Source organism: Rhodovulum kholense (assembly GCF_003053725.1).
GTDB lineage: Bacteria > Pseudomonadota > Alphaproteobacteria > Rhodobacterales > Rhodobacteraceae > Rhodovulum > Rhodovulum kholense.
Window position 1 is genome coordinate 1 of record NZ_QAYC01000011.1, and the last position, 17,431, is coordinate 17,431.

Consider the following 17,431-nt stretch of genomic DNA (forward strand, 5'->3'; position numbering starts at 1 on the left):
TTCGATGCCTTCATGCGTTTCCGCTCCTCTCCCAGCCAGGAAAGATTAGCCGAAAACTCCAGCTTCAAACGGTCCAGTTTTCAGGGAACAGAGCAGAGCATCAAAGTGAGGAACCTCTGACATGTCGATTTGGCGCGCGCTGCGAACATGGGGCCATCTCAATGCACCTACCATCGGCGATGACCTGAACCTTCCTGCATTACGGTACTCCTTGCGCATGGTTGATGAGGGCACGCTGGAGGTGCAGCGGTTTGACAATGGCTGGCTCAGGCTGGGAGCATGGTTCTGTTTTTTCCTGTTGATGTATTTCGTGGTGCTGTCCTGGTGTGAGCAGAACATCCTGTGGGACAATATTCAGATCTGGCTGAATTCAGAGGCGTATTTCAGGGCTGCGCTCGAACGCCTTGTCAAGCGTAGCCCCGAAGTTTATGGAAATGAGGACTTCACTTCTTTCTACAAAAGAATGATGGAAATGCACGGCGACCGCTGGATCGGCGGCGCCATCTTCCTCGCGCTGCCCTGCTTCTTCTTCATCGCCGCCTGCATCTGGCCCCGCTACCGGCCCATCCGGTTCAACCGCAAACTCGGGATCGCCTGCACCTGGTCCTGGGGGCGCTTCTTCCTCAGCCGGAGTGATCCGTCTTTGGGGCTGGGCCGGGGGGTAGGAGATTTCGAGCCCATGCTCCGCCGTCTCACCATTGTCACGGCAGGCATGGGCACCCCGGACAGCCACAGCATCGGTGCGCTTGTCGTGAGGCTGCGCCACCACCGGTGGACACGCCACAAGGAAAGCTGGGCTCTCGGCGTATTCCCCCCGGCTTGCATCGGCCAGAACAGTCAGATTTCAATTGCGATCAGCGATTTCCTGACCAATCCCGTGCGCCCGGACTGGTGCGATGCACTGGAACGGCAGCCCTCGCCCCTCTTCTGGGCGCATCGTCTGGCTCTGAGGGTCGTGACCTTCTCGCTGCTGCCCGCCTGGTGGCCGCGCCGGACCCGGAAGATGATCCGACACCATCTCGAGATCCGTGCCGCCGAAGAGAAGGCCGTGGCCGAAGCACGCGAAGCGCTCCGCCGCAGGGCGAACGGGATGGACTGAGACAGGCGCGATCCCGAAACTCGCAACCATATATGCTGGACTTGTCCAATATCGCAGGCGCGAGAATGAATGCCCGCTTTTCGCTTTCGACCTGTCCACCGGGATTGTTGAGTGATCGTCGGCAATCGGCAGCGAACTGCCAGGCTTGCTCGGGGGCCAAGCCGCGCAGCCTCGGGGTCCCACGTTTCAATTTCCCCGGCCGAGCGGACGACAGGTCTGGCAGTGGCGGCCCATTGCGAAGGCCTCGTCTCCGGCCTCTTGCCCCGCGGACGGAAAGCTGCCAGTGATCGACGCGTCGGTTTCCTTCGGGAATGAAAAGGGAATCCGTGCCGATCTCGGTCGGGAAACGGAACTGCCCCCGCAACTGTAGGCGGCGAGCATCTCTCGATAGGCCACTGGGGTCACACCCGGGAAGGCGAGAGGCGCAGCGACCCGTCAGTCAGGAGACCTGCCGACGAGAGTGAAACCACGACCGGACGGGGTGTGCCGGGGCGGGATACCTTATGTGGCCGCCCTGCCGTATTCGGTTCGCGTCTCGTCCCTGATGGTCCTGTCTGACGGGACGGATCGGATGAAACCGACTTTCATGATCGCCGCGCTGCTGGTCGGCACAGCCCTGCCCCTGCACGCGCAGGAAACGGAATACCCCCTGACATTGACAAATTGCGGGCTCGAGGTCTCTTTCGACGCCGCCCCGGACAGTGTCGTGACCATCGGCCAGTCGGCGACCGAGATCCTGTACGCGCTTGGCCTCGCGCCGAAGGTTTCCGGCACGTCCGTCTGGTTCAATCCGGTCCTGCCGGAATACGCCGAGGTGAACGACGGGATCGAGCGGCTGGCCGACAACGACCCCAGCTTCGAGAGCGTGGTCGGCAAGAAACCCGGACTGGTCGCCGTGCAGTACGAATGGCACGTCGGCGAAAGCGGCATCGTGGCCACGCGCGGGATGTTCCACGACATCGGCATCCCGACCTACATCCTGCCCGCCGATTGCGACACCAAGGACAATTCCACCGGCGGCGATGGAACGCGCACCGGCGCCTTCGAGACCGCGTCCGTCTACAAGGGGATCCGCGAACTGGCGGCGATCTTCGATGTGCAGCCCGCGGGCGATGCGCTGGTCTCGGATCTGCAGGCCACCGAAAGCGCCGCGATCGCGCGCGCGGAAGACCTTGAACTGCCCGAAGATCTGTCGGCGGTGTTCTGGTTTTCTTCGGCGGATCTCGAGATCGACCCCTATGTCGCCGGGCGGCTCGGGGCGCCGGGCTACATGATGGCGAAGCTTGGGATCGAGAACGTCATCGAGTCCGATGAGGAATGGCCGACGGTCGGATGGGAAAGCATCGCCCGCGCCGATCCCGACATCATCGTCGTCGCCTCCATGGACCGCCGCCGCTTCCCGGCAGACGACGTGGAGAAGAAGCTGGAGTTCCTGCGCACCGACCCGGTCGCGCGCCAGATGACAGCCGTGCGGGACGGGCGGATCGTGCAGATGGACGCCCACGCGATGAGCGCGACGATGCGGTCGATCTACGGGTTGCAGGCGCTGTCCGAGGCGCTTTCGAAGATGTCCTTCGAATGACCATGGAGGCTGCGCCCGTGCGTGCCGTGACATGGCGCGGCCTCTGGCTGGCGCCTGTCGTTCTGGGCATGACGATCCTGGCCGGGACGGCAATCGGCGAGACCCGGTTGCCCTTCGTCACGGTGCTCAGGACGCTGGCAAACCACCTGTGGGGCGCTGGCTATCCGGTGGACGGGATCGAGGCGGGGATCATCTGGAGCTATCGCCTGCCACGCGCCCTGGTGGCGGCGTGTTGCGGGGCAGGGCTGGCGCTGACCGGCGTCGTTCTCCAGGCGCTCTTGCGCAACCCGCTGGCGGATCCCTACCTGATGGGCCTTTCGGCAGGCGCCTCGACCGGGGCGGTGCTGGTGACGGTCGCGGGCCTGGGCGGCGGCGCGATCTCGATGTCGCTTGGCGCACTGACCGGGGCGCTTCTTGCCTTCGGTTGTGTCGCGGTTCTGGCCCGAGCCGTGAGCGGGGATGTGGGAGGCGGACGCGCAACACAGGCCGCCGCCGCCCTCATCCTCGCCGGGATCGCCGGTTCGCAGCTGTTCAACGCGCTGACCGCCTTCATCATCGCCCGGTCTGCCAATGCCGAACAGGCGCGCGGCATCATGTTCTGGCTGATGGGCAACCTTTCGGGGATCAGGTGGGACGACGTGGGCGCCTGCATGGCCGTCTCTGTTGCGGGCGTCGCCCTCTGCCTGTGGCACCGGCGCGGGCTTGACGCCTTCACCTTCGGGGCAGACGGGGCCGCCTCTCTGGGGATCAACGTCCCGGCGCTGCGCGGCAGCCTCATCGCCGCGACCGCCGTCATGGTCGGAGTGCTCGTGTCGAAAGTGGGTGCCATCGGGTTTGTCGGCCTCGTCGTGCCCCATGCCATGCGGTTTCTCGTGGGCGCCCGTCACGACCGGCTGGTGCCTGCCTCGGCGCTGGCCGGGGCGGTGTTTCTGGTCGCTGCCGACGTGATCAGCCGCAGTCTCGTACCGGGCCAGGTTTTGCCCATAGGGGTGGTGACCGCGCTTGTGGGCGCCCCCGCCTTCGCGCTGATCCTCGTGCACGGAGCGCGCAAATGAAGGTCGAGCTGCGGCACCTGTCGGCCAGGATCCACCGCGCGCCCTTGCTGGAGGATATTTCGGTCCGCATCGACCGCGGGGAACTCTTCGGCCTCGTCGGCCCCAACGGATCGGGCAAATCCACGCTGATGCGCTGTCTCGCGGGGCTGCAGCGTCCGACCTCGGGCGGCATTCTGGTGGATGATGCAGATCTTGCGCGGATGCCCGCCCGGCACCGCGCGCGGCGCATCGCCTTCGTCCAACAACAGGCCGATACGACGGACCGTCTGACCGTTCGGCAAGCGGTGGACCTGGGGCGCATCCCCTACCTCTCTGCCCTGCGGGGATGGGGGCGTTCCGATGAGACCGCGGTCGAGGCCGCTCTGACGGCCGTGGAGATGACCGCCTTCGCCGGTCGTCTCTGGCATACCCTCTCGGGTGGCGAACGCCAGCGCGTCCACATCGCGCGCGCCCTCGCGCAGGATCCAAGGCTCCTGCTCCTCGACGAGCCGACCAACCATCTCGATATCCGGCATCAGCTCTCGCTCATGGCGCTGGTCCGGGCACTGCCCATCACCCGTGTCATCGCGCTGCACGATCTGAACCAGGCCACGGCCTGCGACCGGATCGGCGTGCTGTCCGGGGGCAGGCTTGTCGCGACGGGTCTGCCCCGCGACGTGCTGAACGAGGATCTTCTGGCCGAGGTCTTCGGCGTCGCTGCGACGCGCCATGCCGCTCCGGACGGATCGCCACGCCTTCACTTCTCTCATGCCCTCTAAAGGATCGCCCCATGCGCCTGTTCGCCGGCCTGCTTGCCCTGGTTCCCCTTGCGGGACACGCCGAGACCCATGACGTCAGAATGCTGACCCGCGGCGAGACCGGCGCCATGATCTACGAGCCCGCCTATCTCGAGATCGCACCCGGCGATACCGTGCGCTTCCTTCCCGCGCAGCGTGGCCACAACGCGGCCTCCATCCCCGAGATGCTGCCAGAGGGTGCGGATCGCTTCATCGGCCAGATCGACGAAGAGATCGCGGTGATCTTCGAGGTCGAGGGGCGCTACGGCATCAAGTGCTCGCCGCACTATGCCATGGGCATGGTGATGATCGTCGATGTGGGAGAGGTCGACGGGGCGGCGCCTCTTCCGGATGGTCTGCCGGATCGCGCCAGAGAGCGGATGTCGGACCTGCTCGGCCGATAGGGCCCGGGTTCAGGTCGGGGGCGCCCCCCGAATTCACACCGAGACCCAATGGCCACCGCCAGCGTCACCACGCCCCGGGGCATCACCGCGGATGGGCTTTTGGGCGCCCGTGCATGCTGCCCCGCACGCAACAAGTGGTTAATTTGCAGTCCAGGACCACCACATGTTGACATCCGACAAGGATCGATAGATGGTGGCGCCGTCATGGTTTCCCGGGGCGATCCGGGGACGAAAGAGGGAAGCCGGTGCAGACCCGTCTGGGTCAAATCCGGCGCTGCCCCCGCAACTGTGAGCGGCGAGCGAAGCTGACGACGCCACTGGGTCCACCCGTCGAAAGACCGGGGCCCGGGAAGGCCAGCCGAGTGTCGACCCGCAAGCCAGGAGACCTGCCATGACGGACGGCAACAACCAGAGGCGGAGGGCCTCGGGGTGCGTTTGCGATCCGCGGCGGGCAGGTCCGTCGCCATGGCTCTCGTGTCCCAAGGTCCGACAGGAAACGGCAGACAATGGGGCGAGACATGACCATCACCGTCTATTTCAGACCGGCACCGACGCGACCGCCCCTGCAGATGAAAAGGACCGGACGTCCCGATGATGCAGACAGGTGATGCGATGACCGCTCTTCTCCCCCAATCCGTCGTGACCCGCGACGGGCAGGTGGTTCCTTTCGACAGCGGCCGCATCGCGCGGGCCGTCGCCCGCGCGGGCGAGGCCACCGGCGAGTTCGGCGCCGAGGAGGCCGCGCGCCTGACCGATCGGGTGGTGCGGGTCCTGAGCTTCCGCCATGCGGGCGGCGCGCCCGGCGTCGAAGAGATCCAGGATGCGGTCGAACAGGCGCTGATCGGCGCCAACCGGATGGTGACGGTGCGCGCCTATGCGGTCTATCGCGACCAGCATGCGCGGCTGCGCGAGGACCGGCGGGTGCTGGTCGATGTGGAAAGCTCGATCAACGAATATCTCGACCGGTCCGACTGGCGGGTGAACGCCAACGCGAACCAGGGCTATTCGCTGGGCGGCATGATCCTGAACACCTCGGGCAAGGTGACGGCCAATTACTGGCTGAGCCATATCTACCCGCCGGAAGTCGGCCGGGCCCACCGCGAGGGCGATATCCATATCCACGATCTCGACATGTTCGCGGGCTATTGCGCGGGCTGGTCGCTGCGGACGCTCTTGCGCGAGGGGCTGAACGGCGTGCCCGGCACCATCGAATCCGCCCCGCCGATGCATCTGACCAGCGCGTTGGGCCAGATCGTCAATTTCCTCGGCACGCTGCAGAACGAATGGGCCGGTGCGCAGGCCTTCAGTTCCTTCGACACCTATCTCGCGCCCTATGTGCGGCTCGACGGGCTGGACTATGCCGCCGTGCGGCAAGCGATGCAGGAATTCATCTACAACCTCAACGTCCCCTCGCGCTGGGGCACCCAGACACCCTTCACGAACCTCACCTTCGACTGGACCTGTCCCGCCGATCTGGCGGACCAGGTGCCGATCGTCGGCGGGCGCGAGGTCGATTTCACCTATGGCGCGTTGCAGGCCGAGATGGACCTCATCAACCGCGCCTACATGGAGGTGATGACCGAGGGCGACGCCCGTGGCCGGGTCTTCACCTTCCCGATCCCGACCTACAACATCACGCCCGATTTCCCCTGGGACAGCGAGAATGCTGGCTATCTCTTCGAGATGACAGCGAAATACGGGCTGCCCTATTTCCAGAACTTCGTGAACTCGGAACTGGAGCCGCACATGGTCCGGTCCATGTGCTGCCGGTTGCAGCTGGACCTGACCGAACTCTTGAAACGCGGCAACGGGCTTTTCGGGTCGGCCGAGCAGACCGGGTCGCTTGGTGTCGTCACCATCAACTGCGCCCGGCTGGGCTATCTGCACAAGGGCGACGAGGCGGGACTGCTGGCTGCGCTCGACCGGCTGGCGGGGATCGCGAAGACCAGTCTGGAACTCAAGCGCAAGGTGATCGAGCGCCATATCGAGGCGGGGCTTTTCCCTTACACCAAGCGCTATCTCGGAACGCTCAGGAACCATTTCTCGACGCTGGGCGTGAATGGCGTGAACGAGATGATCCGGAACTTCACCGATGATCGCGAGACCATCGCGACCGAGGTGGGCCAGGCGCTTGCCGTCAGGCTGATGGATCACCTGCGCGCCCGGATGGTCGAATTCCAGGAAGAGACCGGGCACATGTACAATCTCGAGGCCACGCCCGCCGAGGGCACGACCTACCGCTTTGCCCGCGAGGACCGGAAGCGCTTCCCGGGCATCCTGCAGGCGGGCACGGACGATCAGCCCTATTACACCAACTCGACCCAGCTTCCCGTGGGATATACCTCCGACCCGTTCGAGGCGCTGGAACATCAGGAGCCGCTGCAGGCGCGCTATACCGGCGGCACGGTCCTGCATCTTTACATGGGCGAGCGGATCTCTTCGGCCGAGGCCTGCAAGAAGCTCGTCCGCCGGGCGCTGTCGTCGTTCCGCCTGCCCTATATCACCGTGACGCCCACCTTCTCGATCTGCCCCAAACACGGGTATCTCGCGGGCGAGCACGAATTCTGCCCCAAATGCGACGCCGAGCTGATCGCGGCGAAGCACGCGAAAGCCAGCTGAAGGAGTTATCCGATGACCCTGATCGACAAGACCCTGACCGCCCGCGATGCCGAGATCGTCCTGACGGACGAGGAGCGCACGCGCTGCGAGGTCTGGACCCGGGTGATGGGCTATCACCGCCCGATGGCGTCCTTCAACACCGGCAAGAAGGGCGAGGCCGCCGAGCGGGTCTATTTCGACGAGACGGCGGCGCGGCTTGGCTGAGATCGCGGTCGCGGGGTTCGTTCGGCATTCGACGGTCGACTGGCCGGGCGAGCTGGTGGCGACGGTCTTCTGTCAGGGCTGCCCCTGGGCCTGCCGTTACTGCCACAATCCGGCGCTGCTGGCGGCGGGACCGGGCAGCATCGCCTGGGCCGAGGTCATGGCCTTCCTGCGCCGCCGCCGCGGGTTGCTCGACGGTGTCGTGATCTCGGGCGGCGAGCCGACATTGCAGAAGGATCTGGCGGCCGCCCTGTCCGAGATCCGGGCACTGGGATTCCGCACCGGTCTGCATACCGGCGGACCCTATCCGGCCCGGCTGGCGCAGGCGGCGCCCCTGCTCGACTGGGTGGGGTTCGACGTCAAGGCGCCTTTCGGGGCCTATGACCGGATCACCGGCGTTCCGGGCAGCGGCGCGAAGGCGCGCGACAGCCTGATCCTGCTGCGCGACAGCGGGGTCGCACTCGATCCGCGCACCACGGTTCATCCCGCGCTTCTGAGCGCTGCGGATCTGGCGCGGGTCGATGCCGAGCTTGGCGCTTTGGGCCTGCCGCCCTCGCGCCGCCAGCCGTTTCGCGCGGAGGGCTGCGCCGATCAGGCGCTCGGCGCCCGGGCCGGGGCATAGGGCGAGAATTGCGCGCGGCCGGGATCGGCGGCCAGAGGGCGGCCCAGCATCGGGAAGGCGCGTTGCGAACACTCTTCGCGGGGGCAGATCTTGCAGCCCGCCCCGATCGGCGTCACCGCCGCCCGATCGCCCAGATCCAACCCTTGGGAATAGACCAGCCGCCCGGCATGGGCGATGTCGCAGCCAAGCGCCACCGCGAAGACCTTTCCGGGCGAGCCAAAGCGGCCGTGGCGGCTCTGGACCACGCGGGTGTCCTGTGCCTGACCATTCGCCGCCGTGCAGGCGCCAGGCCCGGATCGCGGTGCAGAGTCCCTATCGGCGCTCCGGGGCGCCTCTGAACCTGCTGATTGACAGCACCGGGATTCGTTTCCGCGGCGACGGCGAATGGCTTTCGCGCAAGCATGGCGCGACGCGCAGACGCGAATGGCGAAAGGTGCATCTGGCGATGGACACGGCCAATGGCGACATCCGCGCGGTCGAATTCACCTCCAGCAGGCACGGCGACAGCCCAGTCCCGCCGGAGCTCCTGTCGCAGATCCCCGCTGGCGAAGAGATCGCAACAGTCACCGCCGGTGGAGCATACGACACGCGCCGCGGCCACCCGCGTGGCAAGGTCGGGTTTCCGTGCTCGCCTTTCGCGGCCCCCGGCAAGCGCCAAGTCGGATTGCCCCGGCCAACTCGCGAGCAACTTCCATAACCTCGGCTGCCCGGGCCTTGGCCTCGTGGCAGTTCGAACCTTCATCTATGGTGAACGAGATATTCCCGATGTGTTGGGACGACGCGCCAGGAAAACTCTTGCGGTTTGTGTCCTGCCCGACGGGCTGATCGACGTCATCGCCCCGGAGCAGGTCTCTTGCGAAAGGCGCGAAGATCGTCCTGCATCGACGGACGCCTTGGATCCGAAGGTCGGGGCGGGTAAGCCCACGCAGAATTTTAGACGGCTGAAGCAGCAAGCTGCGCATTGCCGTCAAGTCATTATAAAATATCAATTTTCTTTCGATATGACTGCCGCCTTTGCGCCTGGGGGCGAACTATCTGTTTTTGCAAGATTTTGTACGCCGATAGCGGAAAATGCCACAGCCGTGGCACGATGTGCCATGCTCTGTCAGGTGGCTGGAAGACGAGAATGCCACGCCGTTGCTGATCAGCATAGAATACGGCACCCCCAGGCGCCGGGCCCCAGGCGGGCAGCCTGCGGACCGGCTGGACGATCTCGGTCTGTCGGAGCGGCGCGGCGCCACAGCGAAGCCGGACGGCCCTTCCGGCGACCGGCACGGGCCGGTCAGAAGGTCATCTTCACCCCGATCCCGATCTCGCGCGGTTCGACCAGCGTCGCCTCGTAGCCGCCGACAACGGCGCGGCTGGCGCGCAGATAGGTGACCGCGTCCTCGTCGAAGAGGTTGTTGACATAGCCGTAGAGCTGCAGGTTGTCCTGCAGATCATAGGCGATGCGCGTATTCGCCACCGTGTAGGAATCGACGAAGCTTGCCGACAGGTTGTCGTCATCCGAGAAATAGGACCCGCTGTAGCGCACATTACCCGACAGCGTCAGATCGGGACGGATCTTCCAGTCGGCGCCTAGGCTGATGGTCTGGCCGGGGGCGCGGCCGAACTCGTTGCCGCTGTAATCGGCACCCGCGCTCGAGAATTTCTCGATTTCGGTCGAAAGCAGGCCGAGGCTGCCGTAAAGGCGCAGCGTCTGGCTTGCCTCGTAATCGAAGCCCAGCTCCAGCCCGTAGGCGTTGGCCTCTTCGGCATTCACCGTCACCGCCTCGAAATAGCCGGCCACGGCCTCCGAGGTGACGTAGCGCTGCATGTTCTTGAAATCGGTGTAGAACAGGTTGGCACTCAACCCCAAACGGTCGTCCAGTACCCGGGTGCGCGCGAAGAGCTCGTAATCGGTCGAGGTCTCGGGGTCGAAGGTGACCCATTCGCCCGAGGTCAGCCCCAGCGTCACGCCGCCCGGGTTGTAGCCCTTGGACACCATCGCGCCGATGGTGGTCGTGTCATTCACGTCATAGGACAGCGACAGCTTGGGCAGCCAGTCGTCGAAGGTCTCGTCATAATCCAGATCATCGGTCGCGAACGAACTCGACCCCTCGCGCTGCACCCGGTCGCGCTGGTAGCGGACCGACCCGCTGATGGTCCAGCGGTCGGCGAAATCGTAATCGAGGCCGGCGAAGACGCCGAGGCTGTCCTTGGTGTCGTCAAAGGCGGTCGCGCCGCGCAGGTTCAGTGTCTCGTCGCTGTCGGTATGGGAGAGGTAAAGCCCGGCGACCCCGCTCAGCGCAGTGGCCTCATTGCCGAAGGTCAGCCGGGTCTCGTTGGAATAGCTGTCCTGATCGATCGTCGCAGAGCCCGCCGTCTCGGGCGAGGTGGTGCGCCGGGTATAAAGCGACGAGAATTGCGACTGGTTGGTCAGGGTCACGCCATTATCGAATTCCTGTTTCAGATCGAGGATCGTGGTGTTGGTGAACTGCTTCCAGCTGGGGTTCTGGGTGACGGTGCTGTCATAGTCTGAAAACGGCACGGTCGCCGCTTCCCAGGTCGGGCGGTTGCCGTCGGTATGCGAGAAGGTCAGCATCGCCTCGAAGCCCGGCATCGCCGCGGGCGTCCACAAGAGCTTGAACCGCGCGGTCTGCGACAGGTGGTCCTGATCGGTCCCGCCCAGCGAGAAGGCGGGATTGACATAGTCGATGTAATTGTCGCGCGCGGAGTAATCCAGCGCGATCCGCGCGGCCAGGTCCGGCGCCACCGCGCCCGAGGCCATCAGCGAGGCGCGGCGCTTGCCGCCCGAGCCGTATTCCAGCCGCACCGCCCCCTCGCGCTCGAAGGTCGGGTCCTTGGTCTTCACGACCAGCGCGCCGGCGATGCTGTTGGCGCCCTGGCTGATGGTCTGCGGGCCGCGGAACAGCTCGATATGGTCCACGTCCCAGATCGAGGTCGTGGAATAGACCAGTTCGTTGTAGCTGAGGTAATGCCCGTCGAGGTTGACCGCGAGCCGGGGCACCGAGCCGCCGAAGAAGGCGGGCGCACCCGAGTTCGGGCCCTCGCCGTCCTGGCCACGGATCGTGGGCGCGCCGCCCTGCCCGCCCGAGGCGGCATAGGTCACGTTGGCCATGTCGCGGACAATGTCCTTGACGCTGTCCTTGCCTTGCGCCGCCTCGATATCGGCTTCTTCCACCGCCGTTACCGACGCGGCCGTCTTCTGGAAGCTGCGGATCAGGGTGTCGCCGATAATGAAGAGGGTGCCAAGGGAATAGGCGTCGTCGGACAGATCCTGCGCCCTGGTTGCGGTGGGGGAAACTGCGCAAAGCGCAACAATGCTGGCGCCGCCGAACAGGCGTGCGACTCGTCGCTGTACCATGTCAAATGCCCTAGAGTTTTCGTGCTTGCGATATGGCTGGCGACGAGATGGTGGTGGTCTGCCCGTGCGGGGGCGCGGAATCGTTAGCTCACGTGAGCAATTTCTAGCGCATGGCCCCCTGAATGCAATATAGTATATAAAAACACTCAGGTTTGCGCCGCTCTGTCGCAGGTTGCGGCCTTATACCTGACTGAAACGCTAATATTTCCTGTTGACCCCTCCCGCCGCTGTGACATTCTGCTCTCCGGCAGCCAGGCCCGTCCGGGTCGATGCGCAGCGGCCTCCCCCCGATTGGCCGGGGATTTCGCGGCGCGCATCACGCGACCTCCTTCTCCTTTTTCCCGGTCCATCCGTTTCCGTTGCGGGCGGACTATCCCCGGATCCGGAAGCCCCGATCCCGGTGCGAAAACCTTATTTCAAGCAGACCGCGGAGGTTGATGCGTGACCCTGCCCCTTCCTGATGCCACCCTGACCGAGGCGCCCTCGCTGCCGCCCGATCAGCCCTTCAGCTTTCGCAATGCCCGTGACCAGGTCCGGGGTCAGGTCTGCGCGACCGGCCCGGTCCGGCCGCTGGACCGGGCCGGAGCGGATACCCTGGCGGACCGGGTCGCCCCCTTCTTCGGGGCCGCCCGTGATGCCGACGACGACGGGGCGCTGATCGGCGGAGCGCTGCCCTTCGACAAGGCCCGGCCCGACTGCCTGTGGCAGGTCGCGGGCGGCCACGGGGCCTGGCCGGGCGCCAACGCCGGGGGCCCGGCCCGGTCGGTTCCAGAGCGAAGGCCGACACGGCCCTGTCCCCAGCCTCCGGCGACCGGCTACATGGACAGCGTCGCCCGCGCGCTGGAGATCATGCGCGCCGAACGCGGCCTGCCCGATGCCCTGACCAAGGTCGTGCTCGCCCGCAGCCTGCTGGTCGAGGACCGGATGGCTTTCGCGCTGCCCGGGCTGATGGCGCGGCTTGCCGAGGATCCCGCCGTGACCGTCTTCCAGGTGGCCCTGCCGCAGGACGCCGATGGCAGCGCCCCCCGCCAGCTGGTCGGGGCCACGCCCGAGCTGCTGCTGCGCAAGCGCGGGGACAGCGTCGTCTCGCATCCGCTGGCGGGCTCTGCGCGCCGGCTCGACGACCCCGAGGCAGACGCGCGCAACGCCAACGCCCTGGCCCGTTCGGAAAAGGACCGCCGCGAACACGGGCTGGTGGTCGAATACATCCTCGACATGCTCGCGCCGGTCTGCAAACGGCTGGGCACGCCTGAGGGCACGGCGCTGACCACCACCCGCTCGATGTGGCATATCGGAACCCGGATCGAGGGCCGGCTGAAGGACCCCGAGACGCCCGCCATCCTGCTGGCTGCCGCGCTGCATCCGACGCCCGCCGTCTGCGGCCTGCCCTGCGACCGTGCCGCCCGGCTGATCCGCGACCTGGAACCGGTGGCGCGCGATTTCTACGCCGGCGCGGTGGGCTGGTGCGACCGGCGGGGCGACGGAGATTGGTACGTGGCGATCCGCTGCGCCGAGCTTTGCGGCGCGCGCGCACGGCTGTTCGCGGGCGCGGGGATCGTGCTGGGCTCGGACCCCCGGGCCGAAGCCTCCGAGACCGGCGCCAAGTTCGGCGCCTTCCTCAGCGCGCTGGGGCTGCCCCCCGACGCGGCGCTGTCCGATCCTTCCCTGCATAACCAGCCGAACGGATGACCCATGGCCCTTCCCGAGATTGCTTCCTACCCGCTGCCCGCGCCCGACTCGCTGCCCCGCTCCCGCGCGCCCTGGCGGCTCGACCCCGACCGCGCCGCCCTTCTGATCCATGACATGCAGCGCTATTTCTGTGCCCCCTACCCGCGCGATGCGGCCCCGCTGCCGGGCGTCATCGCCAATATCGCCGCCCTCGCGCGGGCGGCGCGGGCCGCGGGGGTGCCGGTCTTCTACACCGCGCAGGAGGGCGATCAGCTTCGCGCCGACCGCGGCCTGCAGGCCGATCTCTGGGGGCCCGGCATGTCGCGCGACCCCGATCATCAGGACATCCTGTCCGAGCTTGCCCCGGCGGAGGGCGACATCGTCCTGGTCAAGCACCGCTACAGCGCCTTTCAGCGCTCGAATCTCGACAGCCTGATGCGGGCGCGCGGCCGGGACCAGCTGATGATTGCGGGCGTCTATGCCCATATCGGCTGCCTCGCCACCGCCGCCGAGGCGTTTCAGCGCGACATCCAGCCCTTTGCCCTGGCCGATGCACAGGCCGATTTCGACGCCGCGCGACATGACATGGCATTGCGCTGGGTCGCCGGATGCTGCGGCGGCGTGATCGCCACCCGCGACGCGCTGGCCACCCTGCCCGCGGAGGCCGCATGCGCCTGAGCGGGTTCGAGGGGCGCACGGCCCTGGTGACGGGGGCCGCGGGCGGGATCGGCCGGGCCTGCGTCGAGCTGCTGAGCCAAGCGGGCGCCCGGGTCGTGGCGACCGATACCGCCGCCGCGATCGAGGCCCTTGCCGAGCGCCCGAGGGCCGCTGCCTGGCTGCCCTGCGATCTGCGCGATCCGGAGGCGGTGGGCGCGATGGTCGAGGCGGCCGAGACCCGCGCCGGGCCGCTGAGCCTTGGCATTCATGCCGCCGGAGTGCTGGCGACGGGGCCGCTTCTGGAGATGTCGGCCGAGGACTGGCGGCGGGTGCAGGGCATCAATCTCGATGGCAGCTTCCATTTGCTGCAGGCGCTGGGGCGGCGGCTTGTCCGTCGGCCGGGGGCGGCGCTGGTGGTGGTCAGCTCGAATGGCGGCGGGATTCCCCGGCTCGACATGGGCGCCTATTGCGCCTCGAAGGCGGCGCTGACCATGCTGACCCGCTGCCTCGGGCTCGAGCTTGCCCGCCATGGGGTGCGCTGCAACGTGATCGCGCCGGGCTCGACCCTGACGCCGATGCAGACCGGCATGTGGCAGGACGAGGACGGCGCCGGGCGGGTCATCGCGGGCGATCCGCAAAGTTATCGCGCGGGCATCCCGCTGGGCAAGCTCGCCACGCCCGAGGACATCGCACGGGCGGCGATGTTCCTCCTGTCCGAGGAGGCGGGCCATGTCACCATGGCCGATCTCTACGTCGATGGCGGCGCAACCCTGCGGGGCTAGAGCGCGACCGCCGTCATCACGCCCTGTTCATGGGCGATCAGCACCGGCTCGATCCGGCGCCCGGCTTCCCAGCCGGGGGCCAGATCGCAGGTCAGGCACAGCAGCGGCGGCTGCGTCGCGCCGCCGGGCAACAGCCGCGCCGCGTCGAAATCGAACCGCCGCCCGATCCTCGGGCTCAGCGCCTTGAACAGGCTTTCCTTGGCCGAAAAGATCAGCCCCACCCAGACCGGGTCCGTGCCGAAGCAGGCGCGCTCTTCCGGCGTCAGGGCCACGGGCGCAATCTCGGCCGCGACCCTTGGCGAAAGCGGGCCCTCGATATCCACGCCCAGCCCGGCCCGGCGCGCCGAAGGCCCGACCAGCGCCAGCGCCTGCCCGCCGGAATGGCTGATCGAGCCGGTCAGTCCCGCAGGCCAGAGCGGCGCGCCATCCGCGCCCCGCCCGGCCAGGCAGGGCATGCCCGTCAGGGACGCGCTGGCCGCCGCCGCCGCCAGCCGGCCGGCCCGGAACTCGGCCGCCCGGCGCGCCTTCGGTCCCTCGGTCCGGGCAACCGGAACCACCGCCGCCCGGCAATCGGGCAGGGCCGCGCCCAGCCGGGCCAGCGCGGCCTCGACCCTGGCCGGCCCTCGCAGGCATTCAGCCATCGCGCCGGGCGTCGATCAGCGCGGTCCAGGCGTCCAGCGTCGGCTCTCTCGCCAGATCCTCGAAGCCGACATGGATGCCATGGGCTTTCAGTTCGGCCGCCAGCTTCATCACGCGCAGGGAATCGAGCCCGTAATAGATCAGGCTCTCGGCCGGATCGATCGGGCCTTCATCCTCCAGAAGGCTGTTCAGCCGGGCGCTCAGCCAGTCGCGATCGGGGACCGTGCTCGTGGTGGTCAGGGTCATGTCATCCTCTCCTTCGGGGCGTCATTGGGGGGGCAGCATGGCGGCGCGCAGGGCCTTCTTGTCGGGCTTGCCCACGGGCGTCAGCGGGATCGTCTCGACAAAGGCAAAACGGTCGGGCAGCTTGTATTCGGCAACCCCCAGCGCGATCAGATGGCGGCGCAGCTCGACTGCGCGCAGCTTCTTGCGCGCCACCAGAACCGCGCAACCGCGCTCGCCCAGCCGGGCATCGGGCTGGGCCACCAGCGCCGCCTGCAGGATGTCGGGATGCCGCAGCAGAAGGCCCTCGACCTCTTCGGCCGCGATCTTCTCGCCGCCCCGGTTGATCTGGTCCTTCACCCGGCCGACGACGCTGAGATAGCCCTGGGCATCGCGCCGCACCAGATCGCCGCTGTGATAGAAGCCCTCGGCATCGAACACCGCGGCATTCTGCGCGGGGCTGCGGAAATAGCCCCGGAAGGTATAGGGCCCGCGCACCCAGAGCCGCCCGGTCTGGCCGGGCGCGCAGGGGCGGCCATCGGCATCCAGCACCCGGACCTCGTCATCGGGGCTGATCGGGCGGCCCTGGGTGGCAAAGACCCGCCCGGGCGGATCGTCGAGCCTTGTGTAATTGACCAGCCCCTCGGCCATGCCGAAGACCTGTTGCAGCGCGCAACCCAGCAGCTCGGGCACCTGCCGCGCCTGCGCCTCGGCAAAGCTCGCCCCGCCGACCTGCACCAGACGCAGGCTGTCGGGCACCGGCAGGCCCTCGCGCGCGGCCTCGAGCCAGAGCGCCACCGCCGAGGGGACCAGCGCGGCCATCGTCACCCGGTGACGACGCATGAGACCGAAGCACAGATGCGGCTCGGGGCTTTCGGCCATCACCACGGTACCACCGGCCCGGAACACCCCCAGCGCGCCGGGCGAACTCAACAGATAGTTATGCGGCGCGGGCAGCGCGACCAGAAAGCGCGTATGTGCATCGACGCCGCAGATCTCGACGCTGGCGCGGACGGAATAGTCGTAATCGTCATGGGTGCGCGGGATCAGCTTGGGCGTGCCGGTACTGCCCCCGGACAGCTGGAAGAAGGCGACGCCCGCAGGATCGGGTGCAGGCAGCGGCGCCCCGGGCAGATCGGCCCCGGGGTCCATCCAGCGCGCAATGTCATGATCGGGTCCGGTCTCGTCCAACCACAGGCCGAGGCGTGGTGCCAGCCCGTCCCGCCGCAGCGCGTCGGTAAAGCCGTCATCCGCGAACAGAGGATGGGTGCGGGCGCCGACCAGCAGCGCCGGTTCCAGTTGCTCGACATAGGCCCGCATCTCATGGGCGCGGTGGCTGTAAAGCGCGTTCACCGGGCGGATGCCCGCCTTCAGCAGGGCAAGGAAGGTGATGTAGAACTCGGCCCGGTTCGGCAGCTGCACCACCGCGTGATCGCCCGGGCCCAGCCCGGCCGCGATCAGCCGCCCGGCCAGGACCGAGGACATCCGCTCGAGCGCCCCATAGCTGAAGGACCGATTGCCGCAGAGGATGGCCGTGGCATCGGGCCGGGTGGCCGCCTGCTGGCGCACGCCTTCCGTCAGGGGCAGGCCCAGCCAATAGCCCCGTTCGCGATAGCGACGCGCCAGATCCTCGGGCCAGGGGGTGAAATCGTCCATCAAGATCCGGTCCTTGTGCGGCGGCCGAAATCGGCCGGAAATCAATACCCTGTCTGCCGCCCGGCCCGCGCGGGCGCGGCGC

General features: G+C 67.3%; 14 protein-coding genes, 2 pseudogenes and 2 riboswitches. Of the genes and pseudogenes, 11 read left to right on the top strand and 5 right to left on the bottom strand.

All coding sequences use genetic code 11. The features are described from left to right. Window positions 1-121 precede the first annotated feature (121 nt). The 7 genes and pseudogenes from C8N38_RS14210 to C8N38_RS14245 all read left to right on the top strand — a co-directional run bounded on the left by C8N38_RS14210 (window position 122) and on the right by C8N38_RS14245 (window position 8,358). Window positions 122-1,099: a hypothetical protein gene (locus tag C8N38_RS14210; RefSeq protein WP_108027828.1), complete on the top strand. Its 978-nt coding sequence runs from the start codon at window positions 122-124 to the stop codon at window positions 1,097-1,099. A 279-nt stretch (window positions 1,100-1,378) separates the two neighbouring features. After that, window positions 1,379-1,569, top strand: a riboswitch (cobalamin riboswitch). A gap of 116 nt (window positions 1,570-1,685) precedes the next feature. Then, window positions 1,686-2,681, top strand: coding sequence for an ABC transporter substrate-binding protein (locus C8N38_RS21720; protein ID WP_425440049.1), 996 nt, complete (start codon window positions 1,686-1,688; stop codon window positions 2,679-2,681). Beyond that, window positions 2,678-3,736: a FecCD family ABC transporter permease gene (locus tag C8N38_RS14220; protein ID WP_425440048.1), complete on the top strand. Its 1,059-nt coding sequence runs from the start codon at window positions 2,678-2,680 to the stop codon at window positions 3,734-3,736. The genes C8N38_RS21720 and C8N38_RS14220 overlap by 4 nt, the downstream gene beginning before the upstream one ends. Beyond that, window positions 3,733-4,494, top strand: a complete 762-nt coding sequence (locus C8N38_RS14225) for an ABC transporter ATP-binding protein (protein WP_108027831.1) — start codon at window positions 3,733-3,735, stop codon at window positions 4,492-4,494. The genes C8N38_RS14220 and C8N38_RS14225 overlap by 4 nt, the downstream gene beginning before the upstream one ends. 11 nt (window positions 4,495-4,505) lie before the next feature. After that, window positions 4,506-4,916 (top strand): pseudoazurin, encoded by a 411-nt coding sequence (locus tag C8N38_RS14230; RefSeq protein ID WP_108027832.1) that lies wholly within the window; start codon window positions 4,506-4,508, stop codon window positions 4,914-4,916. A gap of 188 nt (window positions 4,917-5,104) precedes the next feature. Further along, window positions 5,105-5,324, top strand: a riboswitch (cobalamin riboswitch). 204 nt (window positions 5,325-5,528) lie between these two features. Further along, a pseudogene (locus C8N38_RS14235) lies at window positions 5,529-7,739 on the top strand (ribonucleoside triphosphate reductase). Beyond that, complete coding sequence (locus C8N38_RS14245) at window positions 7,732-8,358, top strand: anaerobic ribonucleoside-triphosphate reductase activating protein (protein WP_108027834.1); 627 nt, start codon at window positions 7,732-7,734, stop codon at window positions 8,356-8,358. The pseudogene C8N38_RS14235 and the gene C8N38_RS14245 overlap by 8 nt, the downstream one beginning before the upstream one ends. Here the strand turns inward: C8N38_RS14245 and C8N38_RS14250 are convergent. Continuing rightward, on the bottom strand, window positions 8,328-8,603 hold the full coding sequence (locus tag C8N38_RS14250) for a short-chain fatty acyl-CoA regulator family protein (protein WP_108027835.1): 276 nt from the start codon (window positions 8,601-8,603) through the stop codon (window positions 8,328-8,330). The two genes, C8N38_RS14245 and C8N38_RS14250, sit on opposite strands and share 31 nt — an antisense overlap. Before the next feature lie 8 nt (window positions 8,604-8,611). On the opposite strand from C8N38_RS14250, the pseudogene C8N38_RS14255 reads away from it, so the two are divergent. Then, a pseudogene (locus C8N38_RS14255) lies at window positions 8,612-8,959 on the top strand (transposase); the annotation flags it as partial. Between the two features lie 681 nt (window positions 8,960-9,640). Here the strand turns inward: C8N38_RS14255 and C8N38_RS14260 are convergent. Next, a complete protein-coding gene (locus C8N38_RS14260; RefSeq protein WP_108027836.1) occupies window positions 9,641-11,725 on the bottom strand; it encodes a TonB-dependent receptor in 2,085 nt (694 codons plus the stop codon). A gap of 441 nt (window positions 11,726-12,166) precedes the next feature. Here C8N38_RS14260 and C8N38_RS14265 point away from each other — a divergent pair, with 441 nt between their 5' ends. Genes C8N38_RS14265 through C8N38_RS14275 form a run of 3 tightly spaced genes read left to right on the top strand, consistent with a single transcriptional unit; the run spans window position 12,167 to window position 14,832 of the window. Continuing rightward, window positions 12,167-13,414 (top strand): isochorismate synthase, encoded by a 1,248-nt coding sequence (locus C8N38_RS14265; protein WP_245895757.1) that lies wholly within the window; start codon window positions 12,167-12,169, stop codon window positions 13,412-13,414. Between the two features lie 3 nt (window positions 13,415-13,417). Then, entirely contained in the window at window positions 13,418-14,071 is a 654-nt protein-coding gene (locus tag C8N38_RS14270; RefSeq protein ID WP_108027837.1) for an isochorismatase family protein, read from the top strand. Continuing rightward, window positions 14,062-14,832 carry an SDR family oxidoreductase gene (locus C8N38_RS14275; protein WP_108027838.1) on the top strand — a complete coding sequence of 257 codons (771 nt, stop codon included), beginning with the start codon at window positions 14,062-14,064 and terminating at the stop codon, window positions 14,830-14,832. Before C8N38_RS14270 ends, C8N38_RS14275 begins: the two co-directional genes overlap by 10 nt. Here C8N38_RS14275 and C8N38_RS14280 read toward each other — a convergent pair. From C8N38_RS14280 to C8N38_RS14290, 3 genes are read right to left on the bottom strand one after another with little or no spacing between them, the layout of a single operon-like run. Next, window positions 14,829-15,473, bottom strand: coding sequence for a 4'-phosphopantetheinyl transferase family protein (locus tag C8N38_RS14280; RefSeq protein ID WP_108027839.1), 645 nt, complete (start codon window positions 15,471-15,473; stop codon window positions 14,829-14,831). The genes C8N38_RS14275 and C8N38_RS14280 overlap by 4 nt on opposite strands. Further along, entirely contained in the window at window positions 15,466-15,717 is a 252-nt protein-coding gene (locus tag C8N38_RS14285) for a phosphopantetheine-binding protein (RefSeq protein ID WP_108027840.1), read from the bottom strand. The genes C8N38_RS14280 and C8N38_RS14285 overlap by 8 nt, the downstream gene beginning before the upstream one ends. Window positions 15,718-15,738: 21 nt before the next feature. Continuing rightward, window positions 15,739-17,349, bottom strand: a complete 1,611-nt coding sequence (locus C8N38_RS14290) for a (2,3-dihydroxybenzoyl)adenylate synthase (RefSeq protein ID WP_108027841.1) — start codon at window positions 17,347-17,349, stop codon at window positions 15,739-15,741. Window positions 17,350-17,431: the final 82 nt, after the last annotated feature.